We start from the raw sequence: 25,706 nt of genomic DNA, 5'->3' as shown, positions 1-25,706 counted from the left end.
ACTTTAATTTTTAGTTTTCACACAGTAATACAATAATAGAACTTACGCATTGACAAAAAAGCTGCGAAAGTCGGGTAACGAAATTTATAATTAAAAAAGTAAGATTTTTTGGTAGGTATGATGTTGAGGTTTTAATCAAACCCTAGAATTTTCCTCCAAAATTAAGGCTTACAGGCGGTTACATCTTCAATTTAAATGCCAAGATTCAAACGATAACAATAATGCCTACTATTACTGGCCAGGTTTTCAAGTTGATAACTATACCCAATCTAAATTTTTGTTTAGCTTACCCAAATTTACTTTCAATGTTTCTCTTTGATTATTAATGCTCCCAATGCTATTCTAAATGTTTCGCCTGGTGCGCCTATTGTTTCTGAAAATAAATATAAAGGTGGGTGCTACCCACCCCAAATATTCTTAACTCTATACGACGGTCTGAGGATTGTCTTGGATACTACTTACACAAAAATTAATGTGGGATCGGATAGCTCGTTCATAAACTACAGTCTGATGTGTGCGTACTCCTATGGGCTGATATGTCAAGTTAATTTCTGGAAAGTCGCACCAGGACATTAAAAAAATATCTTTGGCTGGAGTAATAATTTCATAATTATTCTCTTGCTTTTTCTTTTTAAGCTTACAATTATTTAATTTTAATTTTTGTCTAAATAATGTTTCAAATTCCGAAATTAAATTTGAACTATCTTGCATTGTTTATACACGTTTAATCGTGCTGCTTGGTTAAACAGGATTTGATGATACTACCAAGTATGGAACCTTAGCTCTTATCACAAAGTAGTGTATCAGTTAAAAAGGTATTGACAAATTTAATTACTATATGTTAGTTTATTTGCCTTACCGGATTTTATACTGACTATTTGCGGAAAAATACTGTAAATATAATTGTTACTACACCCAAAGTATATCCTTTTTTTAGAAAGAAAGTATTTAAAAAAACTAAATAAGCTCGTACAAGTGTAAATACTGTAGCTAAAATTTAAGCGGGAAATCCGTACTCAAGTTGCGAGGTTTTTTGCACCAATATCTGAGTTTAGCTAGATACAATAAAAATGCGACTTAATTAATGCTGTTGCCTGAAAAACCTAATGCAGCGTTAGCGGGAGAGCATAATGATGAACAATCAATTCAAAACGGTTGCTTTGCTGGCTGTCCTTAGTGGTCTTTTGATTGCTATTAGCTACTGGATAATTGGCGGTACTGGTGGCTTAATTGTCGGAATTGGTTTAGCAGCAGTCACAAATCTGTTTTCTTGGTATCAGTCAGATAAGATTGCGTTGAGTGTTTACCACGCCCGTCCTGTGAGTGAAACCCAAGCACCGGGACTTTACCGCATGGTGCAGAGATTGTCTCAACGCGCTAATCTTCCCATGCCAGGAGTTTACATTGTTCCTAATCAAACTGCCAACGCTTTCGCTACGGGACGCGATCCAGAACACGCGGCTGTAGCTGTTACTGAAGGTATTTTGAATATATTATCAGAGGATGAACTCGAAGGCGTAATTGCTCACGAACTGACTCACATTGCTAATCGTGACACTCTCACCCAAGCTGTTGCGGCCACAGTGGCTGGGGCGATTTCGTTTCTGGCACAAATGGTTAGTTACAGTTTATGGTTTGGTGGTGCCAGTTCACGAGAGAGTGATAAAAGTGGAAATATTTTTGGTGTTTTGTTAACTGTCATACTTGCACCAATAGCTGCTACAATTATTCAACTAGCAATTTCGCGCACACGTGAGTTTTCTGCCGATGCGGGTGCTGCTAAATTGACTGCTAATCCTCGTGCTTTAGCCCAGGCTCTACAAAGGTTAGAAGCTACAGCTAAACAACGACCGTTAAATGCGAACCCAGCTTTTGAACCGTTATTGATTATTAATCCACTTTCTGGTAAGTTTTTGGGGAATTTGTTTTCTAGTCATCCGGCTACGGAAGCACGAGTCGAAGAATTACTAAAACTAGAACAACAATTACTACGAACAGGTTATTAAGCGAATCTGCGATCGCTCAATAATCTGGGATAAATCCTTCAATGACAAGCCTCAGATGGCGTAAAATCCTTGCAGGAAGAAACCGAGAAACAGTGATTGGTCTGAAAAACAAGCGATGCCTGCGGCTGGCTACGCCTACGCACAAATTTAATTCTGGCGATCGCTTGTGTTTCTCTAGTTAAATTTACTCGGAAACAGCAACAGACTATAACAGTTTCAGGTTCGAGAAAATAAACTCTTGAGTAGAAACTTTTCCAGATATTTCAGTACGAATCTCCCGACGATTTAAAATAAAATATTCACCAACTTTTTCATATTCATCGGTAAACTCACTTCTACCACCCTTTTGTTCCCCTGTTTTGGGGTCATGGTATACAGAATCATAAGTATGAGACAAATAACCTGCACCAGTATCATGACTGCTAAAAGTGTCAATGGTTACAAAAGTACCGTGGATTAAACGGTGAACGTGGCAAACTTCATTATTGCGAACTTTATATTTATCGCCTTCGCCTTTACCACCAACTAAAATTTCTATTGCACCGGTTTCGTCAGTGTCACCATAGCTGAATTGGTTGGCACTGTGAGTATCTTCAAAACTGCGACGGACACGGTGAATAGCAATTTCCCAAGCTTGACCGTGGATAGCTTTTTTGGCAGCTTCATCTTCTACGTCCAACACTTCCGCCTTTAAGTTAGCGTCAATGACTACTTTACCTGTAAATACTTTGTCATCATATTTATAAGTAATATCTGTGGTATAACCGGAAAAAGAGCTATTCCAAGTGTAGCGATTTTCATAAGCAGCTCGGAAAAGTTCCTGAGCAGAAAGTTTGGTAATTGTCATCGGCTTCTCCTAGCGTGACTAGCTATTATTAGCGTTTTATCTTGGCTAGTATTAGCATAGAAGTAAATATGAAGCTTTGCATAGTCCCCAAGTGGGTACACTTATGCCTAATTCTCTTTACGTTGTATTTCAAGCGATCGCGAATGTCAATAACGAGCAGCAACTAAGACTGGCTCTCATGGATAAAATTGGTGAGTATTTTGGCGTACAACATTGCGGTATCTATCTGATTGATGAACAGCCCAGCGAGGAAATTAATGCTCAGACTATTCCCGCAGTTTGTATGGAGAATAATCCAGTCGGGCGTTATGTGGTAGAAAGGCACGCTCCTGCTCATGAGCAATTAATATTATCACCAGGAGATTGGAAACATTTCTGTTCGCGTCAAGACCATGAACATGTGATGACTGGGCCGATTGTTTGCGATGGTCGTCTTGTGGGGACATTAAACTTAGCTCGCAATCAAGGCACTGAAGCTTTTAATGCCGATGACTTAGCTGACTTAAGCGCTTTGTGTATTCATTTATCAACAAAACTTGCCACTCTGCGAGCAAAAGAAGCCAAAATATCCAATTCGCTGTTAGTAAGTCCTTTAACCGCCCGTGAGCTAGAAATTGCTGATTTGGTAGCTCAGGGGTTAACGAATGCCGAAATTGGCCGCCAACTGTGGATAACGCAAAATTCTGTCAAGCAAGCATTAAAACGGATGTTTCGGAAGCTTGGTGTTTCAGCTCGCAGTGAAATGGTCGCAAAACTGCATTTTATCTCTTTGAATTAGTTATAAGAGGATGTTTGAAAAGTCGAAAATGGTGTAAAAAAGCTTTTACAGTATCAGAGGTGAATTGAGCTTACATATAAAAAATTTCCACGCAATTGTCGCATTCAGGATTTCATCAATCCCATCTCGCGTAAACCTTGGCGGAGTCTGTTAGCTTCTGCGGGGTTTTGTTGTTCATAAAGCAGGATGGCATTTTGAAAGGCTGTTAAACTTGCTTGAACGTTGCCAACTTTTAGCTGTACTACCCCTAAATTTTGATAAGCTGGTGCATAGTTGGGATTACATCGGATGGCTTTTTGGTAACAGGCGATCGCATCGGTAAATAAACCTAAAGTTTTGCAGATCATTCCCAAGTTATAGTGTCCCATGACAAAATTTGGATCAATTTTTAAAGTTGTTTCGTAAGCAATTTTTGCACTGTTAATATCGCCAGATGCTTTGAGTAAGTTGCCCAAATTATTGTATGCTCCTAATTTAAGCATGGGATAAATTGGCAGCTTGATAGCAGCTTGATAATGAGATATAGCCTCTTGAGTATCTTGTAAATGACTGTGAGCAATACCTAGATGGTAGTGTAATTCGTAAACAATTTCATAGTTTTCTGCTGCTGGTGTTATTCCCTGATCAAGAGAATTTGCTTGGTTTAATCCTCTGTACAGTAAATTCATCCCTTGGTCAATTTTGCCAATCTGCACATACAAAGCCCCTAACTTACTGCAAACATAAGAATCATCAGGATGGGTAGCCAGAAACGCTTCCATTGTGGCTTGGGCTTTGGCATATTTATTATTTTGCGCGATCGCAGTTTTCTGATATCCTTTATGTAGAATAGCTATGCCTTGTAAATAACCGATTTGCCACTGGGGTTCTTGGGTTAAAATTGCTGAAACACTGTCATCCACTAAAGCATGATATGGGCGTTGAAAGTGAATCTGGGGATGGTTGCGAAACAGTCGCGACACCAGAGAATAGGGAGATTGCTCTGCGCCAACTTCTTGACGCACCAGATTAATTAGCAGATATTCTTCGCTTTGGATTGCCGACATCATTTGTGGCACAATACTTGTGGTGAGAGTTTCGTCAGCATCTAACACCAAAATCCAATCACCAGTAACATATTGTAGCGCCGCATTGCGGGCAGCACTGAAATCATTACACCATTCAAAGTGATAGACTTTTGCACCAAATTCTTGGGCAATATGAGGAGTGCGATCGCTGGAACCGGTATCTAGTATGATAATCTCATCTACCACACCTTTAACACTATTCAAACATTTAGGCAGTGTGGCTGCTTCATTTTTGACAATCATGCAGAGACTTAATTTCATATCGCCGAAAAATTATGATTTCAGGTTAATGGGTTGATGTAACCAAATTTAATTATGTGCCAATATCGGCATTAGATGAACATTCATAAATTTAGCATTACTGTTATCTTGATCACTTTTAAATCAGCTTCACTAGTCATGAGGATAAAGAGAATAACTTTTTTCTATAAATCTTAACTCAGAAAATATTATATATTCCCTGTAGTAATTCTTCGATTGCTGTACATTGAGAACAGGAATATTATTAAATTTTTCGTAGTCTCATTTGCGTCAATTCCCACTAAAAGCAAAATGTAATATTTGAGATATAAATCATCTCTAAATTTCTTCTTCCAGCAAAATTCCCGACCTATTAAAAAAAATCGGGAATCTCAACCTAATAATGTACGCCAATTAAATTAAATTGCTATAATAACAGCCTTTTTATAGATAATTCAGGGTTGATCTAGATTCTGGCGCAAAAGCTAATATAATTTAATGGTAAATTATCTCAATTTGAAGTATATCTACTTATTAACGACTATTAATAAACAAGTTAAAGCAACTTATCAACAGCACTACTGAACTGTTCGTAAGGAGAAACACCGACAATAGTTTCTACTAACTCACCATCTTTGAACATTAAAACCGCCGGAATACTACGCAGACCAAATCTTTTAAAAACCGGCTTATTATTGTCAATATCTATCTTCACCACCTGAAGACGACCTTTGTATTCTTCCGCAAGTTGATCCATTAAGGGACTAACAAGACGACAGGGGCCACACCAAGTAGCAGTAAAATCAACAACAACAACTTTTTCTTTACTTAAAAGAGCATCAAATTCACTTTCTTCAACATAAGCAACTGTGTTAGTGGACATTAATTTAAGTCTCCAATCTCAAACTTTAGTAAAAAGCTAACTGTAAAAACTATACTCCTTTCTGGGCATTAGAAAACCATCATCTAGTTCTGGTTAAGCAACTTATCACCAAAAAGTTATGATTATTTTTGTCAATATTTTGAAATATGGAACAAAATCAAAACATCATCAACTACTCACGGGTCATACATCTTAGCCATATAATAGACATAGATATTCCCCAATGGCCTGGTGATCCTTCCGTAGAATTTACCACTATCGCTAATATCTCACCGGATGGTTATTACCTCCGGCGTTTCAGCTTAGGAGAACACAGTGCAACTCATATCAACGCACCGAACAGTTTTCACGTTCATGGAGTGGGAATTGACCAATACTCGGCTAAGTCGCTGGTTTTACCTGGGGTAGTTATCGATATCTGCAAGGCAGCAGCCATCAATGCTGATTACGTCTTGACTATTGCCGATGTTGTCGCTTGGGAGCAAAGAAATGGTAAAATACCTCTTGGTAGTTTAGTAATACTGCATACTGGCTGGCAAGATAAATGGTTAGATAAAACTGCATTTTTTAACCCAGATGCTGAAGGAATTATGCACTTTCCCGGATTTGGCTATGATGCAACTCAGTTTCTTGTGAAAGAACGGCAAATTTCTGGTTTAGGCATTGATACCCATGGGGTAGACTCTGGAGAAAATAGCAATTTTAGTATTAACCGTCTAGTATTGGCACAGCAAGGGATTATTTTGGAAAATCTCACAAATTTACAGCAGCTACCAGCAAAGGGTATAACTGTAATCATTGGTGTTTTGAGGTTGCGGGATGGTTCTGGTTGTCCTGCGGGGGTATTGGCTTTAGTACCGTGATTATCTCACTCCCATCCTCTAATTAATAGTCATTATCAGCCACACAAATGCCTTTACATTTCAGACCGTTTGTAGCGGTGCGCTGGCAGTGAGAACAGAGAACTTTTTCGTCTGCTATTTCTTGATTTGTCTTAATGCTAGTACTTGCCTGTAATTTGTCTTTTTCGGTCTGGGGTTCTACAGTCATAAAAATGAAAGATTTTCTGCTGTTTTCATTTTACAATTCATTAGCAAGCGATGGTCGGTAAGGCACGAGCAAATAAAATGTCAGTGTTGGGTGTGTAGGAATCGCTAATCACAGTTACGCAAATGCGAGTGTTATACAATACTTATTTCATGAATAACACTTATTGGGAATAGAGAATTAATCGCTAAAATAAAGAAACTACACCAAGATTAATCAATAAACTTGAATATTTCACGAGTAATCACTATGAGTGTTTATTTGTGGTTTTTTGGAAATTTATGTGGATTTGAGCAAGAGAAATACCCAAAGACAAGGGAAGGTGTAATATGACAATTACCTTAGACCATACTATAGTTCCTGCACATGATAAAGAAAAATCGGCACGTTTTTTTGCAGAAATTTTGGGACTAAGACTTGATACTCCAGTTGGTCATTTTGCGGCTGTGCATATCAATGACAAGTTAACCTTCGATTTTGCTGACAGATACAGATTTGACTCTCATCATTATGCTTTTCATGTTAGTGATGAGGAATTTGATGTCATCTTTACACGCATCAAAGAAATGGGACTTGAATATAGTAGCGACCCCATGCATGAAAAGAAAGGTGAAATTAACCATAGAATGGGAGGTCGTGGTTTCTATTTCTATGATCTGGATGGTCATAATTTAGAACTGTTGACTCGTGCTTAACTATTGTCAAAGTTCATAAAATTGCAGAAATAGCCCAGATTAATTAATCTAGGCTACTTCTACTACACCCCTTGCACAATTAAAAGATACCACTGACAAAAAATGTATGTCTGCCAAAATGCCAAATAAGCGTGTTTTACTGAGTTAACATCTGGGTCAAAAACTTAGTTTATTGGCAATAATTTCATTTTTATCGGTAAATTGCAGTTTATTCACCAATTTTCGGGTAATTGTTAGCTATGCTACTAGATATGTGTCTAGGTTTTGCTGTTCGCGTAGCGTGCCGTTAGGCATAAAAGTTTTGTCGTGGAGGCAGGGAACAAGAACAGTTTCAGCTATCTGTCATTCCCAAAATTCACACTTTTGATGGTAAACCTAATTTCGGGTTTATTGACCTCACCCCGCCATTGACTTTTGTTAAAGTCTCCCGTCTCCTTGCTTTCGCATAGCTTCTCCCAAAGGGAGAAGAAGCAGGTTTAGGGGTGAGGTTCTGTACTTGATTAAATCCGCATTCCTAAACAAGAGAACTCACAAATTTTTCCAATCTATCCATCCCTTTCTCAATAGTGGCCATATCAGTGGCATAAGACAAACGAATGTTTTGATCAGCACCAAAAGCGATGCCTGGAATTATTGCTACTTGGTGTGCTTCCAAGAGGGCGTTACAAAATTCTAGGGACTTGAGACCTGTTTTGCTAATATCAGGAAACAGATAAAATGCGCCATCTGGTTTGCCACAACTCAGCCCCGGAATGGCGTTGAGTCTGTCTAACATCACTTGTCGCCGTTTAGCGAAAGCTTGGCGCATTGTTTCTACACAGTCTTGAGAACTTTCTAACGCCGCGATCGCACCATATTGGGCAAATGTACACACATTCGATGTACTATGTCCTTGAATAGTGCTGGCGGCGCGAATTATCTCCACTGGCCCGGCTAAATAACCCAGTCTCCAACCAGTCATTGAGTAAGCTTTCGCAAACCCGTTACTGATTAACGTCCGGTCAAAAATTTCTTTACCCAGAGAACCAATACTGATGTGTTCTGCACCATCGTAGAGAATCCTTTCGTAAATCTCATCAGAAACCACAAAGATATCTGCATCCACTACTACCTGCGCCAGTGCTTTAATTTCATCTGGCGTGTACACCATCCCAGTGGGATTAGATGGGGAGTTGAGAATAAATAACTTTGTTTTGGGTGTAATTGCTTGACGTAGTTGTTCGGGAGTAATTTTATAATCCGTCGCCGCATCTGTGGTGACAATTACTGGATTCCCACCAACTAAAGTTACCATTTCTGGATAACTTAGCCAATAAGGAGCCGGGATAATGACTTCATCACCCGAATCAATCAGGGCTAACATCAAGTTAAACAGAGAATGTTTACCGCCGTTAGTGACAATGACATTCTCTGATTGATAATTTAGGCCGTTCTCAGTTTTCAGTTTATGGGCGATCGCTTCCCTTAACTTTGGTTCTCCTGCTGCTGGGCCATACTTGGTTTTACCTGATTCCAAAGCTGTCGCTGCTGCGGCTTTGATGTGGGCTGGAGTGTCAAAATCCGGTTCTCCAGCGCTGAAACTACAAACGTCTATTCCCTCAGCCTTCATGGCCTTAGCTTTAGCTGCGATCGCTAAGGTTAAAGAAGGGGACACCTTACTTACTCGTGCTGCCAGCTTCATGCTTAATTTATTTGGCAAATCTCTCACTTATATAAGGATATCTCACAATCCCTACCGAGATTTGCCTTTTTTTATTCCTGAGCGAGTCTAGAAGGCAAACATTTGTACAGCATAAATCCATTACTATACATCCAACCCCGTTGAAATTTTTCGGTTTTTGTATAAGTTAATCCCAAACCTCTAGTCTCAGCCTAAGCAATATTTTCACTAACTCCCTGAAGTGGGTTAGTAATAACTGCAAGGTAGCGATCGCTATTTACTCGTTTTAGTGCAGAACTTCTTCTGAGAGCTTCTTTTGCCGAGTGCCAATTTATCATCAGTTTTTCGGAATTACCTCTTGCCCCCGCTTGCCACTTTCAAGAGTATGATCCACTGCCGCAGGTGTCTTGATAATGACTTTTTCTCTTTTTCTTTCTTTGGTAGAATAGTAGGGTTTAATCGCCTCTGTTTCCACGACAATTTTACGCTCTCTAGTGCCATAATAGGGTTTAGATACTGCTATACCGTGGTCTTTCTCCTGATAATATCCCTCAGCTTGTACTGGAGCAGTAGGTAAGCTGGTAAACCACATTAAACCAGCCAGTAATACTATGGTTAATTGACGATGCAATTTATTAAATATTTTTGGGATATTCAACATGATAAAGGCCATCTCCTAATTTTTTCCTAAATGCTTGAATATTAGGAGATTCTGTATTGCTCTAACTTCTTCCTCTAGGATAGTTGCGTGTATATAAAAAGTATTATTAGTCATCATAGCGGTATGCACTGGAATGAAGTACACATATTCCACCTCACTATAGTTATTCCCGCACACTCCCCACACTTCCTAAGCTATAGTCACATCTGGAGATAAGTAAACATCCTGAATTGCATGAAATAGTTTTACACCTTCCTCAAAGGGACGCTGAAAGGTTTTTCGTCCAGAAATTAACCCAGTACCACCAGCTCGTTTATTAATCACTGCTGTCCGCACAGCTTCGGCAAAGTCATCTTTACCAGATGCACCACCAGAATTAATTAGCCCCGCACGTCCACAGTAGCAATTCAGCACCTGATAACGAGTCAAATCAATGGGGTGATCACTGGTCAATTCAGTGTAAACACGTTCATTAGTTTTGCCGTAACTCTGGTTAGTCGCTTTAGCTACTGCACCATAACCATGATTACATTCGGGTAACTTTTGTTTAATAATGTCTGCCTCAATCGTCACACCCAAATGATTAGCTTGTCCGGTGAGGTCAGCAGCAACGTGATAATCTTGGTCTTGTTTGAAAGTGCTGTTACGCAGATAGCACCAAAGAATTGTCGCCAAACCCAGTTCATGGGCGTATTTAAATGCTTGGCTAACTTCCTGAATTTGCCTAGCAGATTGTTCTGAACCAAAATAAATAGTCGCGCCTACCGCTACTGCACCCAAGTTCCAAGCTTGTTCCACATCAGCAAACAATATCTGGTCATATTGATTGGGAAAAGTTAGTAGTTCGTTGTGGTTAATTTTGGCGATGAAGGGGATTTTATGGGCATATTTACGAGAAATGCTACCTAATACACCTAAAGTCGTAGCAACTGCATTACAGCCCCCTGCTATTGCCAATTTGATAATATTTTCGGGATCAAAATAAATCGGATTAGGCGCGAAAGATGCCCCAGCCGAGTGTTCAATTCCTTGGTCTACTGGTAGGATAGACAGATAACCAGTATTTGCTAACCGACCGTAAGAGTAAAGCTGCTGGAGATTACGCAAGACTTGGGGATGGCGATCGCTATTTATCCAAACTTTATCTATAAAATCTGGGCTTGGTAAATGCAGCAAATCCTGAGAAACTTTTGCTTTGTAGGTGAGTAAGTTTTCTGCTTCTTTACCTAACAAAGATTGGATAGAATTAGCCTTTAAAACTGTTGTAGTCACTGAATTTTCCCCTAACTTTAGTCTATGAACAAAATAATCATTAATTCATAGTTAGTTAAATTTTCCAGAATAATAGTGAAAAACCACAGATAACGTGACCTGTATTCCCTGTGGAAAAGCATCCGGTGTTGGAGAATGCCTCTACATTTACATTTATCTGTGGTTATAAATAATAATTAGGATTCTTGCCATAGGTCTATTTTAAATTCTTACCATACCAAGTCATATACCAAAAGACACAAATTTCGTAACTCTTATGTAAAATTATTGCCTTAAAGGATTTTGGCTAAAATTTCTGTCTCAGAACAACCAAAATAGAATATTAACTTGTAGTATATCTCTGCAATAGGTTAGGGTTTTTGTGGTATAATACCATGTCAGCTTTTAAACTTGTAATGCCAGAAAAATATTGCTCAGAAGCTAAATATTGACAATAGCAAATAACCGATGAAGGCTGTGGCTAACTGCAACACAGTCATACTTCAGCAAAACACATTTAAAATATTACAACGAAAAGAATTAAGTATGCTCGGAGCGATCGCAGGAGATATTATTGGTTCGGTATATGAGGGTAAAAATTTTAAAACCAAGGATTTCCCGCTTTTTAATAGACAATGCCGCTTTACTGACGATACAGTTTTGACTGTAGCAGTGGCAAATGCAATTCTCAACGCTAGTGGTTTCCCCGTTAGTAGTCAATATATCGACCAATTAAAGTTTTACTATCGTCACTATCCCTATGCTGGTTATGGGCGGAACTTCCGAGAATGGGCTAACTCTAGTCAGCGCGAACCATACAACAGTTTGAGTAATGGTGCAGCTATGCGAGTTAGTCCCATTGGGTTTGCTTTTAAAGACTTAGATACTGTATTACAAGAAGCCCGGCGTAGTGCGGAAGTTACCCACAACCATCCTGAAAGCATTAAGGGCGCTCAAGCAATAGCCGCAGCCATTTTTTTAGGGCGCACAGGTCATGATAAAGCGAAGATACATTCTTATATTCAAAATACCTTTGACTATGACTTAGAGCGCACTCTGGAGCAAATTCGACCGACTTACCAATACGACTCTACTTGTCAGGGTTCTGTACCCCAGGCAATTATCGCTTTTTTAGAGTCTCACAATTTTGAAGATGCTCTCCGAAATGCAGTCTCAATTGGTGGTGACAGTGATACTATTGCTTGCATTACAGGTGGTATTGCTCAAGCATATTATGGCGGTGTACCAAAAGCGATCGCGGAGTCAACACTATCACATTTAAATCAACATCTATCCACCGTCACCGAAACTTTTATGTTTCAATACTGTGATTGACCAATAGTTCCTTGATGCTACAAGCCCCCAGATTTATCTGTGGGATCAATCTAAAATCTAAAATTAAACAATCCGGTTTTCAGCAGGCGAGTTTCTACCATAGTTCCCAAGCCCGGCCTGAGAACTATGGAAGCCCTTGAATTTGAGTTATAACTGACCGCTAAAGGCAGGCTTTACTTTGCGGTCAATCCTTTCCCCCAAGTCTTCAGAAATTGTTAAAGTACCTGGTTTACAGCGCTTGACATTCACAAGTATTCCTTGCGCCCCTTCCACCTCCAAATCTTCTACGTAGCCTTTGAGTGCGACTTTAGCATCAGCAGAACTCAAAAATGGCCCGAAGTAGTAGGTACAACTGGGATTTTGCGTCACTATTTCCACCCACCAAGCTAGTCCTAGATTGTGGAATGTGTTAATCAATGATTCCTTCAGGTGATTCCAAATTGTTTGCATGGTTGTAGCCGATTTATCAATGTGGTACTGAATATTAAAGGAAAGGATATCGTATCGTTTTTCTTTTACATTTCTTTATACTCTGTTACTCTCTTTTTTTAAAGAGGTTTTTGATATTTATCTAGGTAAAAAGTGTTTAATGATCGTTGGCGATAGATTTCATAAAGTGCCATACCTGCGGCAACTGAAGCGTTGAGACTAGGAGTTTTGCCCAAAAGAGGTATGGAAACCAAGACATCACAGGAGCGCTGCGTGAGCATACTCAGCCCTTCGCCTTCCGAACCGATAACTAAAACAATAGGGCCACTGAATTTAACTGTATGCAGGGGTTCACTACCACCACTAGCAGTACCATAAATCCAAAAGCCAGCTGCTTTCAATTCTTCTAAGGCGCGGCTGAGATTGACGACTCTAGCGACAGAAAAGTTTTCTAAAGCACCTGCGGCAACTTTCATCACAGTAGAAGTAATTCCTGATGCCCTTCTTTGGGGGATCACTAATCCCTGAGCGCCTATGGCTTCGGCTGTGCGAATAATTGCTCCCAAATTGTGGGGATCAGTAATTCCATCAGCTACCACAATCACGGGATCAGTAACAGATTTCGCTTGTGCAATTAAATCCGGTAACTCAATATAGTCATGGGGGGCTACTTGCGCCGCGATCCCTTGGTGATTAGCCCGATCAGTGATTTGGTCTAAGCGTCTTGGCTCTACTTCATCAATGACTGTGCCATTTTCCTTCGCTTGTAGGAGTAAATGATGAAAGCGGTGGTCATAACGCAGACGAGTAGTAATCCAAATGCGGTTCAGTCCCCGTTCACCTTCTAAGGCACTCAAAACCGGATGGCGACCGTAGATTAGATCACTATCTTCTGGTGGTTTTGACGCTGGGGATGGATGGGGATCAATGCGATGGGGGTTTGTGTTTCTAGATACAGGCTTTTTATCTCGATCTCCCACACGGGGACTGCGGATAGAGCTAGGAATAATCCGTTTGCCCTTTAATTTGAGAGATTGCCCACGATTAGGTTCGCTAGGAGTCTGAATTTTCCTGGGTTTACTTGTCATATAAGTTTTGGGTATAGTTTATTGGGTAGACTTTGTGATGTTTTGAATTTACTGAACCCCAAGTGCTGAATTTCCTATCATGAGATTGAGTCACGCACTATTTCTCTAGATGGAGTTTTTGTAACAGTTCGGTTAAGCGTGGAAAATCGGTGAGATACAGGTAGCCAATTAAAGTTTCTAAACTTGTTGCTTGTTGATAGATTTTGGGTTTAACCCGCTTAGGTCGTCCTGAAGCGGCATTACGGCCTCGACGGACAATTTCTAATTCGGCTGCACTCAGATGAGGAGTAAGCGATCGCAAATGAAGCGCTTGGGTTTCGGCTCTTACCTGTGCTACTACCAAACCGTGATAGGCTTTTGTTTGTTGCATTGGCAACAGATAGAACATCCTAACATATAACTCATAGATTGCGTCACCGACATAGGCTAAAGCCAAAGGTGACATTTGTTGTATTTGTGACTGAGAAATCTCTAGAGGTAATGTCTCACTGGGTGCCAACAATGCTTGATGCCAAGTCAAACCCGTTGTGGGAGTTTCATCTTGTCTATCTAATAGCTCTTTTTCCTGTGATGTCACAAATTCATCATTCCTTAACGGGCTATAGTTGACAGGTATCTTCAGAAAACTTTAATTTTTTATTATTTCTGAAGCCAGCCATGTTGGTACACCTAAGATAATTGAGACTGTCAAATATTATTATTTATTAATTTTAACCTTTTTTGATTGGTAGTTTATCTTGAGGAGCAACCAATTGTATCAGATAATCGAGCTATTTGACTAACGTGATTAGTATGGGATATTAAATATACCCTAAGTTTTAAACCTCTCTCGCCAGGAGAGAGGTTTTTGTCAGCGTTTCTAAAAATTAATCGACCCAGATATAATTTCGGTCAGCTGAGTGTATTTCTTTAGATCAAACCATCAAGATTACTTGAGGTTTTCTAAAGCCGCATCAACTGAAGTTTGCAGGGCTAGAAACTTTTCTAAGCGAACAAGCTTGACCGTTTGAGTTACGCGGGCATTTGTCACAATTTGCAAAGTCCCGCCGGCAGTTTGAGCTTGTTTAGCTAGCTGCACCAGAGCGCCTAATCCGGAACTATCAACAAAGTCGATTTGTGAGAGATCCAGGATAATATGCTTTGGACCCTCATCGATCTTATTGCCAATTACCTTACGAAAGGTTGGCTCAGAAAATGCGTCTAACAAACCTGTGAGGCGGAATAGCTGACAGTTATCCCGGACTTCGCGAGTTCCTCTCAGGCTCACGGTTAGATTTAGTGGTTCAGCAATAATTCCCTCCTCATGGTTAAAGTAAACGCTCAAGTATAGATGGTTTTAGCACAAATTGTCTACAACCTGTTGGGATACGGGAGAAGAAGCAGGGAGCAGGGGGCAGGGAGCAGGGGAGCAGGGAGCAGGGGAGCAGGGAGCAGGGGGCAGGGGACAGGGGGCAGGGGGCAGGGGAGCAGGGAGCAGGGAGCAGGGGAGCAGGGGAAAAGAAACTTACTCAAAACTTTCCCCACTCAGCACTTTCCCCACTCAGCATTTTGATAACCGGGAAGTTCGCATTTCTTGGACAAATTGTTCAAATAAGTAGTCAGCATCATGGGGACCAGGACTAGCCTCTGGGTGATACTGGACGGAGAATATAGGCAGAGACTTATGACGTACCCCAGCTACCGTGCGGTCATTGAGGTTGAGGTGACTGACTTCTAAAACTCCGGCTGGTAATGAATCTGGGTCAATAGCAAAACTGTGGTTTTGGCTAGTAATTTCTATCTTCTGCTGTAGTCCTGCGGGTTGATTTAAACCACGATGACCAAATTTGAGTTTATAAGTTTCTGCCCCTAAAGCGTGACCTAAAATCTGGTGTCCCATACAAATGCCGAATATGGGTTTTTGAGCTTCAAGTAATGCTTTAGCAGTGGCAATGCCTTCTGTGACGGCGGCTGGATCACCAGGTCCATTGGAAAGAAAAATGCCATCTGGGTTGTATTTGAGAATTTCCTCTGCTGATGTGTCTACTGGAACAACGATGACTCGACAACCGTAACTAGCTAGGCGACGCAAAATATTCCGTTTGATACCAAAGTCTAGCGCGACAACAGTAAAAGACTCACCCACTTTGACCGCAGAATCCGAGTTGAATTCCCAAGCTGGAATTGTGGCCTCTGTCCATTCATATACCGAAGGGGTGGTAACTTGACTTGCCAAGTTTAAACCAGCCATGCTGGGTGCAGCTTGTACCTGTTCTAACAATTCCACTTCGTCTAGAATTGTAGAAATCCCACCATTCATGGCTCCTAATGTGCGGATTTTGCGTGTCAGAGCGCGGGTATCAATGCCGTAAATACCAGGTATTTGGTGCTGATTAAGGTAGTCAGGCAGGGATTGTGTTGAGCGCCAGTTACTGGGACGATGACAAATATTGCGCGCGATCGCTCCTTGCACTTGTGGCCGTGCTGATTCTTCATCTTCAAGATTGATCCCAGTATTCCCCAATTCAGGATAGGTAAAAATAACAATTTGACCGCAATAACTAGGGTCAGTCAGAACTTCTTGATATCCAGTCATGCCGGTGTTGAATACCACTTCCCCGATTTTGGTTCCCGTTGCACCAAAAGACCAACCGCGATAAGTAGTTCCATCGGCCAAGACAAGTAAAGCAGGTATTGAGTCAGTCAGGGGCATAAATGATTAAAACAAAAGGATAGGGTTAAATAGATATAGGGTGTGGCCCCAGTTTCATCAGAGGCCATTCTTCTGTCTACCCCCATGAAGTGTAGCAAAGCTTAACCTTGGGTATAGTGGAAGAATCATGATCGTGATTATGGAAATTTATTTAGCCATCAATCAACAGTCAGCCGTTAACAGTTAACAGTAAGCAGTCTTGAGTCCCCAATTTAGCTAATACTGCGAATATTAATTATCTCATGTGGAAGTCCTTACACTTGATTTTCTAGGATTCGGTCAGCATCGGTGGCAAGACAAAACAAGATTTGCAGTCCATTACATTTAAGTAAAATTGAAGTTAATTATGCTTCAGTCGTTTTTATCTCGTGCAACCCTGATTTTTCTCTCCAGCACTCTCGCAGTTTTGGGTGTTGCTTGTAATCAAAAAACTCAGACTGAGCGTAGTATGTCGGAGGCAAGCCAATCCATTTCTGGGACTCTTAGCCATCAAAATTCTATAGTCAGTGACAATTTGGCGGTGCTGTCTCCTGTTGAAACCAAAGTACCACAAGCATTTCCAATACCTAAAGCTCTATCACCGTCTGAAGCCAAAATAAATTCTTTTGAAATGGGTTTAGATAAAGCTATAGGGGCTTGGAGCATCAGTCAATCCGCGCAGTCGCCAGAAGATTGGCAGTTGGTTGTGAGTCAGTACCAAGATGCGATCGCCCTCATGGAAAAAGTACCGGAACAAAGCTTTGAGTTTGATGCAGCCCAAGACAAAATTGCCGAATACCAAGGACAAGTTAAAACAGCCCGACAAAAAGCTATTCCTCGCCCCATCCCAGCACCAAAGCCAGAGAATCAACGCATTGTAGTGGCTGTCTCCCAAGGTCAAACTAATCACTCGGTTCCTACCCTAACTCCATCTCCATCCACACAAAAGCCCCCAGTCCAACCTGTTTTGCCGATTTCAGCATTACTCGCCCCAGAAAAAGCAGTATTTACTGCCCCCATCAAACGACGCATGGGTGGAACGCCAATTGTGGAAGTCACTTTCAACAATCAGCAAAAATTCGACATGATTGTGGATACAGGAGCCAGTGGCACAGTGATCACCCAAGAAATGGCTAATGCCTTGGGAGTTGTGCCAGTGGGAATAGCTAAGGCTAATACTGCCAGTGCCAGAACTGTAGAATTTCCCATTGGTTATGTTGATTCGATGGCAATTGCTGGGGTGAAGGTGAATAGAGTCGCAGTGGCGATCGCTGGCGAACAGCTAGAAACTGGGTTATTAGGTCACGACTTTTTTGGCAACTATGATGTCACCATTCGACGTAATGTTGTCGAGTTTAGCCCACAATCACGCTTAGAAATTAATTCTGTAGAAACTCAACCAGCTGTACCAATTTTTCCCAAGCGGAACCACTCTGAAGAATCTCCCTAGATAAACTCACACCTTGAGCATGGTCTAACAACGGAATTGCTCCTGCTACTTGCAGTGCCAAGGAAGCATTTAAGGCTACAGCGTCCTGTTGTGCCTGAGTTCCCTTACCTTGTAATACTGCCTTGAGAATCACAGCATTTTCTTGGACATCTCCACCCCGGAGTGCAGCGATGGGAGCAGTAGTTACACCCATTTCTTGAGGATTGAGTGTAGTTAAATGTACTTCGCCCTGTGATAGAACTGCCAAATCAGTTATATCTCCTAACCCGGCCTCATCAAGTTTTTCTCGTCCATGTAGGACAATCGCCTTTTGTTTACCCAAATTATTTAACGCTTGAGCCACAGTGGTTAAAAGCTTGGGAGTAAATAGCCCGACGACTTGCCCATTGGGAGACAAGGGATTTACTAATGGTCCGAGTAAATTAAATATTGTTCGGACTTTTAGAGTTCGTCGCAAAGAACCCACAGCTTTGAGTGCGGGATGCCACCCAGGAGCAAATAAGAAGGTAATCCCTACCTCTTGTACTGCTGCTTGCACCTTTTCTGGAGCAGCACCCAGATTTACTCCCAATGCTTCCAAGACATCCGCGCTGCCTGTCAGACTTGAGGCGGAACGATTGCCATGTTTAGCAACAGGTACACCGTAAGCAGCCGCAACAAAAGCAACGGCTGTGGAAATATTAAAAGTTGATGACCCATCGCCGCCAGTTCCACAGGTATCTATAAGAGTGCTGAGTGCTGAGTTCTGAGTTCTGAGTGCTGAGGATTGGGATTGAGATTGTAATACTTCTGCCATCCCCGTCAATTCTTCGGCGGAAATGCCTTTAAAGTTGAGGGCGGTTAAAATTGCCCCTGATAGTTCTGGGGGAACAGCTGCCGTTAACCACCCTTGCATTAATTCAGAGGCTTGAATGCGAGTCAATGATTGACTATCCATTAATTGTTGCAGCAGGAGATGCCAATTAGCAGAGGATGCTGGATCTGGAATTGGAGAAGTTGCCATAGTATTACTTTTTTGTAGGTGTAGTTCAGTTGATTGATATGGGAGCTATCCTACCGAAAAATGGGAACTTAGCAGTCAAAGCAGAGGAAAGAGGCAGGGGCAATACATGATTTAAGCCAAATTTAGTTAAGAGAAGGTTATAAAGTCCACAAAGTTTAGGTAAAATCAAATAATTGTTGAATTTACTCATATAATTTCATTCTGAAATACGGAATTTATAGGAGGAACTTTGTATACCTCAAAAAATGTTCAAATAGGGGATAAAGTGTTGATCCTACGTCCCGCTTATGTAATCGGGAAAGTGGGCGTAGTGTGCGGATTCGAGTCAAATTCGGAAAGTCAAGCTAAGACACGTTGCATTATCCAAGTAGAATCGGAAAATATTATGGTGTCACTCACTCCGGACGAGTTTCAGGGACTTAGCCCGGATTTTAAATAATTTCACAGAGTTGTCGGTGGTTCTGGGTCTGTACCAATACCCAGTTGTTTTTTGCTGCGTTTCAACTGTTTCCAAAGAGTTTTAATTTTTTTATAGGCTTGTTGGGGAGTCAGTTTCCCAGATGTTTCTAAATTGGAGATGTAGCCAACTCTTTGAGAAAATTCTTGGAGATTAGCATTAAATACTAAGTGTTCTGGTCGAAATTGACCATAGTAACGACTGCGAGGGTAAATAAAGTTATTTTTATCGTTCTGATTCGGCTCTGCCATCAGTTCACCCCTATTAATTACTGTTTATGAATAATCAACTAATCTAACAACTGTTGTAACGAAATAGTGTGCCAATTTGTCAAAACCTGCTCTATCTCCAAGGGTGTCGAGCTATCTAAAATGTATTTTCAGATACAGAGTGGAGACACGAACATTCAGATTCATGTCTCTTACACGTTGGAACAGGTAATTTTTTAGAAGAGATTTTCTTCCACATTCATGTATGTGGCTATTACAACTTGTTTTGGTAAAAATTGACTAATAGGGGCTGGTTTCATATCTCGGTAGTCTAGCAACTGCACTAAAATTAAGTAGGCGATCGCTAAAAGAATAGAAATTGCACCTGTAATAACTGCAACAATTTTCGAGCGATCCATCAAGATTTCCTCTTAGCAATTTTTCTAGGTATGATAAAAGTTTACACAAATATCCTATGAACCTGATCAATTAGGATAATTAATATGCACTTCCAGCAAAATTAAATTGGGTAACTCAGCGTATAAATATGGATAAACAACCGATACAAGTAATTGGAGGTGGACTGGCTGGGACAGAAGCAGCTTGGCAAATAGCCCAGGCGGGAGTACCGGTGATTCTCCATGAAATGCGCCCAAAACGCTTTAGTCCTGCCCATCATACAGAACATCTGGCAGAATTAGTCTGTAGTAATTCCTTTGGGGCCATGGCCAGCGATCGCGCTACCGGATTATTACACGAAGAACTACGTCAACTCAATTCTATTGTCATTGCCAAAGCCGATGAACACGCTGTTCCTGCTGGTGGGGCGTTAGCTGTAGACAGAGGGCAATTTGGCCAAGACTTGACCGAAACTTTATGTAACCATCCTTTAATTGAATTTCGCCGGGGTGAAGTCCCAGCTATTCCTGAAGGAATCGTAGTTTTAGCCACAGGGCCTTTAACCAGTCCTGATTTAGCCGCAGATTTGCATCGCGTGACGGGGATGGAATATCTCAGCTTTTTTGATGCGGCGAGTCCCATTGTTGTGGGAGAATCCATTAACCATGATGTGGCGTTTATGGCATCGCGTTATGACAAAGGTGAGGCGGCTTACCTGAATTGTCCGATGAATAAAGAGCAATATCTGCACTTTTGGTCAGAACTTCGTCAAGCTGAACAAACTGAACTCAAGGATTTTGAACGGGAAACCGCGAAGTTTTTTGAAGCTTGTTTACCCATTGAAGAACAAGCGCACCGGGGAGAAGATACCATGCGCTATGGTCCCCTGAAGCCTGTGGGATTGTCTGATACTCGTACAGGGGAGCGTCCCTATGCAGTGGTACAGCTACGCCAAGAAGATAAAGCCGGTCAACTTTGGAACATGGTAGGATTCCAAACTAATCTGCGCTGGGGTGAACAAAAGCGAGTTTTCCGGCTGATTCCCGGTTTAGAAAATGCCGAATTTGTGCGGTTAGGAGTCATGCACCGCAACACTTTTATTAATGCGCCGCAATTAATGCACTCAACTTTGCAATTTAAGCAGCGTCCCACTTTGTTAGCGGCTGGACAGTTGATTGGGACTGAAGGTTACACAGCCGCCGCCGCAGATGGTTGGTTAGCGGGAACTAATGCGGCGCGGATAGCTTTGGGTAAGGAACCATTGATAGCACCACCAACTACAATGATGGGGGCGTTATTAGAATTTATTAGTTCAGCTTCACCGAAGCATTTTCAACCAATGCCGCCAAATTTTGGGATTATACCAGATTTAGGGGTAAAAATTAAAAGTAAGCCAGAGCGTTATGGACGTTACCGCGATCGCTCTTTGGCTGACTTAGCAAGTTGGAAAAATCAGTTTTAAGAAACTCACCCCTAGCCCCTCCGCACACAAGTCCTACCTGTCTGCATTTGAGCCTGTTTTGCCCCCTAAATCCCCCTAGTTTGGGGAACTTTGAAAATTCTTGTTCCCCCATAATTAGAGATCACTTGTATGTACACCGTAGGCAAGTAAGGAGGGGAATGTTAGATTTTGCCGAATTTTGGGAATAATGCTGTTAATGCCCGCATTTTGCTAAATCAACAGCATGAGATCGCTATTTTTTCCCCAAACAAAATTATTTAATTTATTTATTGCCTTATGCTGTATTTTGTCCATTGCTTTTCTCTGGCTGCCAGGATCTGCAAATACTACGTCATCAATTGATACTCTCAAACAACAGCAGCAACAAATTAAGCAAGAACGTGAAAATACAACTCAGCAACGCGATCGCTTAACTAATTTGCAAGAAGCGGCAGAAAATCGGCTAACTGGTTTAAAACAAAACTTAGAGATTACAAATACTCATATTCAAGACAGTGAATTAAGGTTACGGTTGGCTACTGAACACCTGGAAGAATTAGAAGCAGATTTATTAGTGATCAAAGGTGACTATGAAAAAAGTCGTGCAGCAACTGTGGCGAGGTTACGTTATCTTCAGCGATCGCCCGTTTCTCAAGGATGGGCAATTTTGCTACAAAGCCAAAATATCAGCGACTTTATCCGCCGTCGTCGTCAACTGAAGTTAGTCTATCAAGCTGATCAAAAAATTTTAGCGAAACTCAACACCCAAGCCAACCTCATAAATCAGCAAAAAACGGCTGTAGAAGTGCAAAAAAACGCAATTGCTTTGATTCGTCAGCAGTTATTGGTACAAAAAGCCGATTATCAAATTCAGGCGGAATCACAGTCAGAATTAATTGTCCGTTTAAATAGCGATCGCCTAGCTTTAGAAGCCGCACAAAACCAGCTCGCTCAAGATTCTAAAAATTTAGAAGTTTTGATTCAAAACAAAGTTGCCCAAGCCAAAGCCAACAGCCGCAGTAACATCCTGATTCGAGGAACTGGAATACTCGCTTTTCCTAGCAACGCCCGTACTAGCAGCGCCTTTGGTTGGCGAATACATCCGATTTTAGGATATCGCCGCTTTCATTCTGGGTTAGATTTTGCCGCCAGTCATGGTAGTAAAATTAGAGCCGCCGATTCAGGAAACGTGATTTTTGCAGGTTGGTACGGTGGTTATGGCAGAACCGTAATTATCGATCACGGTCAAGATAAGACTACGTTATATGCACACGCCAGCGAATTGTATGTTGCGGAAGGACAATCTGTAGAACGAGGACAAGCGATCGCGGCTGTCGGTTCCACCGGCTTATCTACAGGGCCTCACCTACATTTTGAAGTGCGTCGCAATGGTACACCCGTAAACCCTGCTGATTATTTCTAAAGTCGTGCTATAATCGGGAAATGTTAGGGCGCGTAGCTCAGTGGATAGAGCAACAGATTCCGGTTCTGTGGGTCGGGGGTTCAAATCCCTCCGCGCTCGTTGGTTTTACAAATAGCTATAAAACAGAAACTTGATTTTCTCTCACTTAACCTTATTTTATCCTGAAAACATCTACTTAGGGTAACTAGTTGATTGAGATAAAGTTATTGTGTCTGGTGACATTATAATTAATAATTATCAATTAATAATATATATATCTAATAAACTAATATTGCGTTAGCAGATAACCATATAAGCTAACTAGGGCTGGCTGAATAAATGTAAAACCCAGATAAATCAAAGGTTTGAGGCTGATCAACCCGAAAGTAGGTGCAAGGCTTTTGAAGGGTGTACCATCAAAAGTGTGAATTTTGGGTTGAATAAATCAGAAAATTTGGGGATAACTATTCCCTATCCTCACAAATAACTTTTATGCCTAACGGCACGCTACGCGAACAGCAAGCCCTAACTACTCACACCATATTGACCTGTAATGTCTCTATTTTGAGTTTCAGGTAAAATAGCCATGCAAGGTTCGTATCGGTTGTTACAAGAGCATGAAGAATATAACAGCCCAACTCAGAGTTAATAACCTTAACCTTTCCGCCCTCAACCTGGAAATACAGGAGAACTTATGAATTCAAGCACCCATGAAAATGACTTTTATGCTTGGACAGCAGAACAAGTAAACCTATTAAAAACTCGGCAACTTGATCAAATTGATTGGCAGAATATCGCCGATGAAATAGAAGATATGGGACGCTCAGAAAAACGACAACTAGAAAACAGATTAGAAATCTTAATTATGCACCTCTTAAAATGGCAATTTCAGCCTAACTTACGCTCTCGAAGTTGGCAATTAACCATCAAAGAGCAACGCCTACGTTTAGAAAAACTTCTCCGAAAAAACCCTAGTCTTCAATCTCATCTAACTGAAGCCATACAAGATGTTTATCCTCTGGCTACCATTAGCGCCGAAAAAGCGACAGGATTATCATTATTTCCTGCAATCTGTCCTTATACCCTCACAGAGATTTTATCCCCTGAATTTTTACCAGAATAAATAACAATGCTAACCTTTGATGTCAGTAAGTCATCGTCAATAATTAAAGGTTTGTAGTCAGGACTAAAGTCCTGAATTAAGGGCTAAAGCCCTTACTACGAGCTAAACTACCATATTTTTACATTTAGGGCTACATCGCCCCCTAACCCCCAATTATGGGGGAACAAGAATTTTCAAAGTCCCCCAAATTTAGGAGGCAAAACAGGTTCAAACGCAGACAGGCAGGGGGTGTACACGGTAGCGCTTTGGGAGAAGAGAAAGAAAGAGGATTTGAGAGATACTTTGGGTAAGTCCTGTAATTATTGGCCTATATTTTTTTGATTTATCACTTTTTCACAAGAAAATAGGCTGTAGCGTACTCAGGTAATTGTCTAATATGCCGTGTAAACTCTTGTCGATTCTTAAAAGTTCCGGCTAAGAAATCCAGTTGATGTAGATTAGGTAAAAATGCTCCGCCTGTATCAGCGATTACTCCCATTTTTAACTGTTTACGCCCATTTGTAGTATGTTCAATTACCACTACTCTACCTAATCCAATATTGAGAATATCTCCTGCAAATGTTACCCCTGGCTTAATGGAAATTTTTGCATCTATATTATGTCCATAACCTTTGATAGAGTCTACTTGTCTAAAGTACCAGTAACGCTTTTGTGATGTGGCTTTTAATCCCGGCACATAGGAAATACCATTGTTTCTATCCACATTGAAATATGCTTGTTTACCATCGGTAAAATTGATCAAGATTGTTCCCTGCATTAAAGCTTCTTCTAAGCCAGCACGGGTTAAATAAGCTAGAGGCTTGACTCTACCATATTCTTTACCTCCCGGCTCATAAATACCGGATAAAACATCCTGTTTTGTGTATCTAGTGTAGAATTTATCAGTAATATTGTCTTCTTTTAAACTGTAAATCGGTACATTATAAGTAGATGTTTTGGTATGAGAACCTGTATGCTCGAAAACAGCGTATTTAGTAATTCTTACTTGATTCTGCTTTTGCTTCTGAGGATTATGGGCAGACCATTTAATCACTCGAAAATGGGTATTAATAAAATCAGGATTTTCCAAGCGATTGGGGCGATTGTTGGCAATATCATCCCTTAATACAGTAATCATGAAATCTAAAGTTCTGATAATATCTTTTACAGTCACGCCTTGAGTATCTAGTATCCCTCTACGAAATATGTTTGGATCTTCAGAAGCGTGGTCTTGAAAATATTCTCTCGTATTGACAAGAACACTTAATAAATCGGCTTGATTAACATTAATTTTAGTTGTGGGGAGTTTTCCTGGACTTAAAACTTTACTACCATGAATGCTAAATTTATACTTTTGCCATTCATCGATGACTGGATAATTTACAGGTATTGATGCTTGAACTGTATCAGATGTAGAGGTATTTGTTTGACTGATACTTTGATGGGATATCTGGGGGAGAATAACAGGATTTTGGAAAATTGTGGCTAATTTATCAACAGGTAAAATTGTAGTGGGTAAAATTTGTGATTTCGTTAACAAATTATTTTTTGATTGGGGAAATAATAAAGGTTTTTTAGCTGGATG

At 40.8% G+C, this 25,706-nt stretch carries 28 protein-coding genes and 1 tRNA gene; 11 read left to right on the top strand and 18 right to left on the bottom strand.

Annotation, left to right across the window (positions count from 1 at the left end):
* Positions 1-423: 423 nt before the first annotated feature.
* On the bottom strand, positions 424-711 hold the full coding sequence (locus VB654_RS03200) for a hypothetical protein (RefSeq protein WP_323211969.1): 288 nt from the start codon (positions 709-711) through the stop codon (positions 424-426).
* Between the two features lie 422 nt (positions 712-1,133).
* Between VB654_RS03200 and VB654_RS03195 the strand changes: the two genes are divergently transcribed.
* Together VB654_RS03195 and VB654_RS03190 are read left to right on the top strand one after the other, a co-directional pair.
* On the top strand, positions 1,134-2,006 hold the full coding sequence (locus VB654_RS03195) for a zinc metalloprotease HtpX (protein WP_323211987.1): 873 nt from the start codon (positions 1,134-1,136) through the stop codon (positions 2,004-2,006).
* 41 nt (positions 2,007-2,047) lie between these two features.
* The gene (locus VB654_RS03190) at positions 2,048-2,188 is read left to right on the top strand and encodes a hypothetical protein (protein ID WP_323211968.1); all 141 of its coding nucleotides are present in this window, start codon (positions 2,048-2,050) and stop codon (positions 2,186-2,188) included.
* Positions 2,189-2,211: 23 nt separating this feature from the next.
* Here VB654_RS03190 and VB654_RS03185 read toward each other — a convergent pair whose 3' ends face one another.
* Positions 2,212-2,853 carry a DUF3386 domain-containing protein gene (locus VB654_RS03185; RefSeq protein WP_323211967.1) on the bottom strand — a complete coding sequence of 214 codons (642 nt, stop codon included), beginning with the start codon at positions 2,851-2,853 and terminating at the stop codon, positions 2,212-2,214.
* Between the two features lie 103 nt (positions 2,854-2,956).
* Between VB654_RS03185 and VB654_RS03180 the strand changes: the two genes are divergently transcribed.
* Complete coding sequence (locus VB654_RS03180; protein ID WP_323211966.1) at positions 2,957-3,631, top strand: LuxR C-terminal-related transcriptional regulator; 675 nt, start codon at positions 2,957-2,959, stop codon at positions 3,629-3,631.
* 104 nt (positions 3,632-3,735) lie between these two features.
* Here VB654_RS03180 and VB654_RS03175 read toward each other — a convergent pair whose 3' ends face one another.
* Entirely contained in the window at positions 3,736-4,959 is a 1,224-nt protein-coding gene (locus tag VB654_RS03175; protein WP_323211965.1) for a glycosyltransferase, read from the bottom strand.
* 535 nt (positions 4,960-5,494) lie between these two features.
* Positions 5,495-5,821, bottom strand: a complete 327-nt coding sequence (gene trxA / locus VB654_RS03170; protein ID WP_323211964.1) for a thioredoxin — start codon at positions 5,819-5,821, stop codon at positions 5,495-5,497.
* Positions 5,822-5,967: 146 nt separating this feature from the next.
* Between trxA and VB654_RS03165 the strand changes: the two genes are divergently transcribed.
* Complete coding sequence (locus VB654_RS03165) at positions 5,968-6,684, top strand: cyclase family protein (protein WP_323211963.1); 717 nt, start codon at positions 5,968-5,970, stop codon at positions 6,682-6,684.
* 22 nt (positions 6,685-6,706) lie between these two features.
* Here VB654_RS03165 and VB654_RS03160 read toward each other — a convergent pair whose 3' ends face one another.
* A complete protein-coding gene (locus VB654_RS03160) occupies positions 6,707-6,871 on the bottom strand; it encodes a hypothetical protein (protein WP_323211962.1) in 165 nt (54 codons plus the stop codon).
* Positions 6,872-7,197: 326 nt separating this feature from the next.
* Here VB654_RS03160 and VB654_RS03155 point away from each other — a divergent pair, with 326 nt between their 5' ends.
* Positions 7,198-7,563: a VOC family protein gene (locus VB654_RS03155; protein WP_323211961.1), complete on the top strand. Its 366-nt coding sequence runs from the start codon at positions 7,198-7,200 to the stop codon at positions 7,561-7,563.
* 514 nt (positions 7,564-8,077) lie between these two features.
* Here VB654_RS03155 and VB654_RS03150 read toward each other — a convergent pair.
* From VB654_RS03150 to VB654_RS03135, 4 genes are all read right to left on the bottom strand, one after another.
* Positions 8,078-9,244: a pyridoxal phosphate-dependent aminotransferase gene (locus VB654_RS03150; protein WP_323211960.1), complete on the bottom strand. Its 1,167-nt coding sequence runs from the start codon at positions 9,242-9,244 to the stop codon at positions 8,078-8,080.
* 191 nt (positions 9,245-9,435) lie between these two features.
* Positions 9,436-9,561 carry a hypothetical protein gene (locus VB654_RS03145; protein WP_323211959.1) on the bottom strand — a complete coding sequence of 42 codons (126 nt, stop codon included), beginning with the start codon at positions 9,559-9,561 and terminating at the stop codon, positions 9,436-9,438.
* The gene (locus VB654_RS03140; protein ID WP_323211958.1) at positions 9,561-9,884 is read right to left on the bottom strand and encodes a hypothetical protein; all 324 of its coding nucleotides are present in this window, start codon (positions 9,882-9,884) and stop codon (positions 9,561-9,563) included. The genes VB654_RS03145 and VB654_RS03140 overlap by 1 nt, the downstream gene beginning before the upstream one ends.
* A gap of 189 nt (positions 9,885-10,073) precedes the next feature.
* Complete coding sequence (locus VB654_RS03135) at positions 10,074-11,156, bottom strand: class I fructose-bisphosphate aldolase (RefSeq protein ID WP_323211957.1); 1,083 nt, start codon at positions 11,154-11,156, stop codon at positions 10,074-10,076.
* A 525-nt stretch (positions 11,157-11,681) separates the two neighbouring features.
* On the opposite strand from VB654_RS03135, the gene VB654_RS03130 reads away from it, so the two are divergent.
* The gene (locus tag VB654_RS03130) at positions 11,682-12,470 is read left to right on the top strand and encodes an ADP-ribosylglycohydrolase family protein (RefSeq protein ID WP_323211986.1); all 789 of its coding nucleotides are present in this window, start codon (positions 11,682-11,684) and stop codon (positions 12,468-12,470) included.
* 147 nt (positions 12,471-12,617) lie between these two features.
* On the opposite strand, the gene VB654_RS03125 is transcribed toward VB654_RS03130, so the two are convergent.
* The 5 genes from VB654_RS03125 to carA form a co-directional block, all read right to left on the bottom strand.
* Positions 12,618-12,920 carry a DUF1816 domain-containing protein gene (locus tag VB654_RS03125; RefSeq protein WP_323211956.1) on the bottom strand — a complete coding sequence of 101 codons (303 nt, stop codon included), beginning with the start codon at positions 12,918-12,920 and terminating at the stop codon, positions 12,618-12,620.
* Between the two features lie 98 nt (positions 12,921-13,018).
* The gene (rlmB, locus tag VB654_RS03120; RefSeq protein WP_323211955.1) at positions 13,019-13,987 is read right to left on the bottom strand and encodes a 23S rRNA (guanosine(2251)-2'-O)-methyltransferase RlmB; all 969 of its coding nucleotides are present in this window, start codon (positions 13,985-13,987) and stop codon (positions 13,019-13,021) included.
* Positions 13,988-14,084: 97 nt separating this feature from the next.
* The gene (locus VB654_RS03115) at positions 14,085-14,564 is read right to left on the bottom strand and encodes a Mini-ribonuclease 3 (protein ID WP_323211954.1); all 480 of its coding nucleotides are present in this window, start codon (positions 14,562-14,564) and stop codon (positions 14,085-14,087) included.
* A 351-nt stretch (positions 14,565-14,915) separates the two neighbouring features.
* A complete protein-coding gene (locus VB654_RS03110; RefSeq protein ID WP_416235649.1) occupies positions 14,916-15,254 on the bottom strand; it encodes an STAS domain-containing protein in 339 nt (112 codons plus the stop codon).
* Between the two features lie 273 nt (positions 15,255-15,527).
* A complete protein-coding gene (carA, locus tag VB654_RS03105; RefSeq protein ID WP_323211951.1) occupies positions 15,528-16,679 on the bottom strand; it encodes a glutamine-hydrolyzing carbamoyl-phosphate synthase small subunit in 1,152 nt (383 codons plus the stop codon).
* A 346-nt stretch (positions 16,680-17,025) separates the two neighbouring features.
* Here carA and VB654_RS03100 point away from each other — a divergent pair, with 346 nt between their 5' ends.
* Positions 17,026-18,108, top strand: a complete 1,083-nt coding sequence (locus VB654_RS03100) for a retropepsin-like aspartic protease (RefSeq protein ID WP_323211949.1) — start codon at positions 17,026-17,028, stop codon at positions 18,106-18,108.
* Here VB654_RS03100 and trpD read toward each other — a convergent pair.
* The 3 genes from trpD to VB654_RS03085 form a co-directional block, all read right to left on the bottom strand.
* Complete coding sequence (gene trpD, locus VB654_RS03095; protein WP_323211948.1) at positions 18,038-19,111, bottom strand: anthranilate phosphoribosyltransferase; 1,074 nt, start codon at positions 19,109-19,111, stop codon at positions 18,038-18,040. The two genes, VB654_RS03100 and trpD, sit on opposite strands and share 71 nt — an antisense overlap.
* A 441-nt stretch (positions 19,112-19,552) precedes the next feature.
* Positions 19,553-19,819, bottom strand: a complete 267-nt coding sequence (locus tag VB654_RS03090; protein WP_323211947.1) for a hypothetical protein — start codon at positions 19,817-19,819, stop codon at positions 19,553-19,555.
* A 194-nt stretch (positions 19,820-20,013) separates the two neighbouring features.
* Positions 20,014-20,196 (bottom strand): hypothetical protein, encoded by a 183-nt coding sequence (locus VB654_RS03085; protein WP_323211946.1) that lies wholly within the window; start codon positions 20,194-20,196, stop codon positions 20,014-20,016.
* A 128-nt stretch (positions 20,197-20,324) separates the two neighbouring features.
* Between VB654_RS03085 and trmFO the strand changes: the two genes are divergently transcribed.
* From trmFO to VB654_RS03065, 4 genes are all read left to right on the top strand, one after another.
* Complete coding sequence (gene trmFO, locus VB654_RS03080; protein WP_323211944.1) at positions 20,325-21,638, top strand: FADH(2)-oxidizing methylenetetrahydrofolate--tRNA-(uracil(54)-C(5))-methyltransferase TrmFO; 1,314 nt, start codon at positions 20,325-20,327, stop codon at positions 21,636-21,638.
* Positions 21,639-21,861: 223 nt separating this feature from the next.
* Positions 21,862-23,040: a murein hydrolase activator EnvC family protein gene (locus VB654_RS03075; RefSeq protein ID WP_323211943.1), complete on the top strand. Its 1,179-nt coding sequence runs from the start codon at positions 21,862-21,864 to the stop codon at positions 23,038-23,040.
* Positions 23,041-23,066: 26 nt separating this feature from the next.
* Positions 23,067-23,139, top strand: a tRNA-Arg gene (locus tag VB654_RS03070).
* A gap of 574 nt (positions 23,140-23,713) precedes the next feature.
* Entirely contained in the window at positions 23,714-24,142 is a 429-nt protein-coding gene (locus VB654_RS03065; protein ID WP_323211942.1) for a DUF29 domain-containing protein, read from the top strand.
* Between the two features lie 325 nt (positions 24,143-24,467).
* Here VB654_RS03065 and VB654_RS03060 read toward each other — a convergent pair whose 3' ends face one another.
* The gene (locus VB654_RS03060; RefSeq protein WP_416235653.1) at positions 24,468-25,661 is read right to left on the bottom strand and encodes a hypothetical protein; all 1,194 of its coding nucleotides are present in this window, start codon (positions 25,659-25,661) and stop codon (positions 24,468-24,470) included.
* Between the last annotated feature and the right edge of the window lie 45 nt (positions 25,662-25,706).

The organism is Nodularia sp. UHCC 0506 (assembly GCF_034931045.1).
Classification (GTDB): domain Bacteria; phylum Cyanobacteriota; class Cyanobacteriia; order Cyanobacteriales; family Nostocaceae; genus Nodularia.
Note: the sequence above shows the minus strand (reverse complement) of the source record. Positions and strands in the feature narration are given on the sequence as shown.

Bases quoted from the DNA above. Each gene is read 5' to 3' on its own strand.
- VB654_RS03200 (WP_323211969.1), bottom strand. From the start codon at position 711: ATGCAAGATAGTTCAAATTTAATTTCGGAATTTGAAACATTATTTAGA.
- VB654_RS03195 (WP_323211987.1), top strand. From the start codon at position 1,134: ATGAACAATCAATTCAAAACGGTTGCTTTGCTGGCTGTCCTTAGTGGT.
- VB654_RS03190 (WP_323211968.1), top strand. From the start codon at position 2,048: ATGACAAGCCTCAGATGGCGTAAAATCCTTGCAGGAAGAAACCGAGAA.
- VB654_RS03185 (WP_323211967.1), bottom strand. From the start codon at position 2,853: ATGACAATTACCAAACTTTCTGCTCAGGAACTTTTCCGAGCTGCTTAT.
- VB654_RS03180 (WP_323211966.1), top strand. From the start codon at position 2,957: ATGCCTAATTCTCTTTACGTTGTATTTCAAGCGATCGCGAATGTCAAT.
- VB654_RS03175 (WP_323211965.1), bottom strand. From the start codon at position 4,959: ATGAAATTAAGTCTCTGCATGATTGTCAAAAATGAAGCAGCCACACTG.
- trxA (WP_323211964.1), bottom strand. From the start codon at position 5,821: ATGTCCACTAACACAGTTGCTTATGTTGAAGAAAGTGAATTTGATGCT.
- VB654_RS03165 (WP_323211963.1), top strand. From the start codon at position 5,968: ATGGAACAAAATCAAAACATCATCAACTACTCACGGGTCATACATCTT.
- VB654_RS03160 (WP_323211962.1), bottom strand. From the start codon at position 6,871: ATGACTGTAGAACCCCAGACCGAAAAAGACAAATTACAGGCAAGTACT.
- VB654_RS03155 (WP_323211961.1), top strand. From the start codon at position 7,198: ATGACAATTACCTTAGACCATACTATAGTTCCTGCACATGATAAAGAA.
- VB654_RS03150 (WP_323211960.1), bottom strand. From the start codon at position 9,244: ATGAAGCTGGCAGCACGAGTAAGTAAGGTGTCCCCTTCTTTAACCTTA.
- VB654_RS03145 (WP_323211959.1), bottom strand. From the start codon at position 9,561: ATGATAAATTGGCACTCGGCAAAAGAAGCTCTCAGAAGAAGTTCTGCA.
- VB654_RS03140 (WP_323211958.1), bottom strand. From the start codon at position 9,884: ATGTTGAATATCCCAAAAATATTTAATAAATTGCATCGTCAATTAACC.
- VB654_RS03130 (WP_323211986.1), top strand. From the start codon at position 11,682: ATGCTCGGAGCGATCGCAGGAGATATTATTGGTTCGGTATATGAGGGT.
- VB654_RS03125 (WP_323211956.1), bottom strand. From the start codon at position 12,920: ATGCAAACAATTTGGAATCACCTGAAGGAATCATTGATTAACACATTC.
- rlmB (WP_323211955.1), bottom strand. From the start codon at position 13,987: ATGACAAGTAAACCCAGGAAAATTCAGACTCCTAGCGAACCTAATCGT.
- carA (WP_323211951.1), bottom strand. From the start codon at position 16,679: ATGCCCCTGACTGACTCAATACCTGCTTTACTTGTCTTGGCCGATGGA.
- VB654_RS03100 (WP_323211949.1), top strand. From the start codon at position 17,026: ATGCTTCAGTCGTTTTTATCTCGTGCAACCCTGATTTTTCTCTCCAGC.
- trpD (WP_323211948.1), bottom strand. From the start codon at position 19,111: ATGGCAACTTCTCCAATTCCAGATCCAGCATCCTCTGCTAATTGGCAT.
- VB654_RS03090 (WP_323211947.1), bottom strand. From the start codon at position 19,819: ATGGCAGAGCCGAATCAGAACGATAAAAATAACTTTATTTACCCTCGC.
- VB654_RS03085 (WP_323211946.1), bottom strand. From the start codon at position 20,196: ATGGATCGCTCGAAAATTGTTGCAGTTATTACAGGTGCAATTTCTATT.
- trmFO (WP_323211944.1), top strand. From the start codon at position 20,325: ATGGATAAACAACCGATACAAGTAATTGGAGGTGGACTGGCTGGGACA.
- VB654_RS03075 (WP_323211943.1), top strand. From the start codon at position 21,862: ATGAGATCGCTATTTTTTCCCCAAACAAAATTATTTAATTTATTTATT.
- VB654_RS03065 (WP_323211942.1), top strand. From the start codon at position 23,714: ATGAATTCAAGCACCCATGAAAATGACTTTTATGCTTGGACAGCAGAA.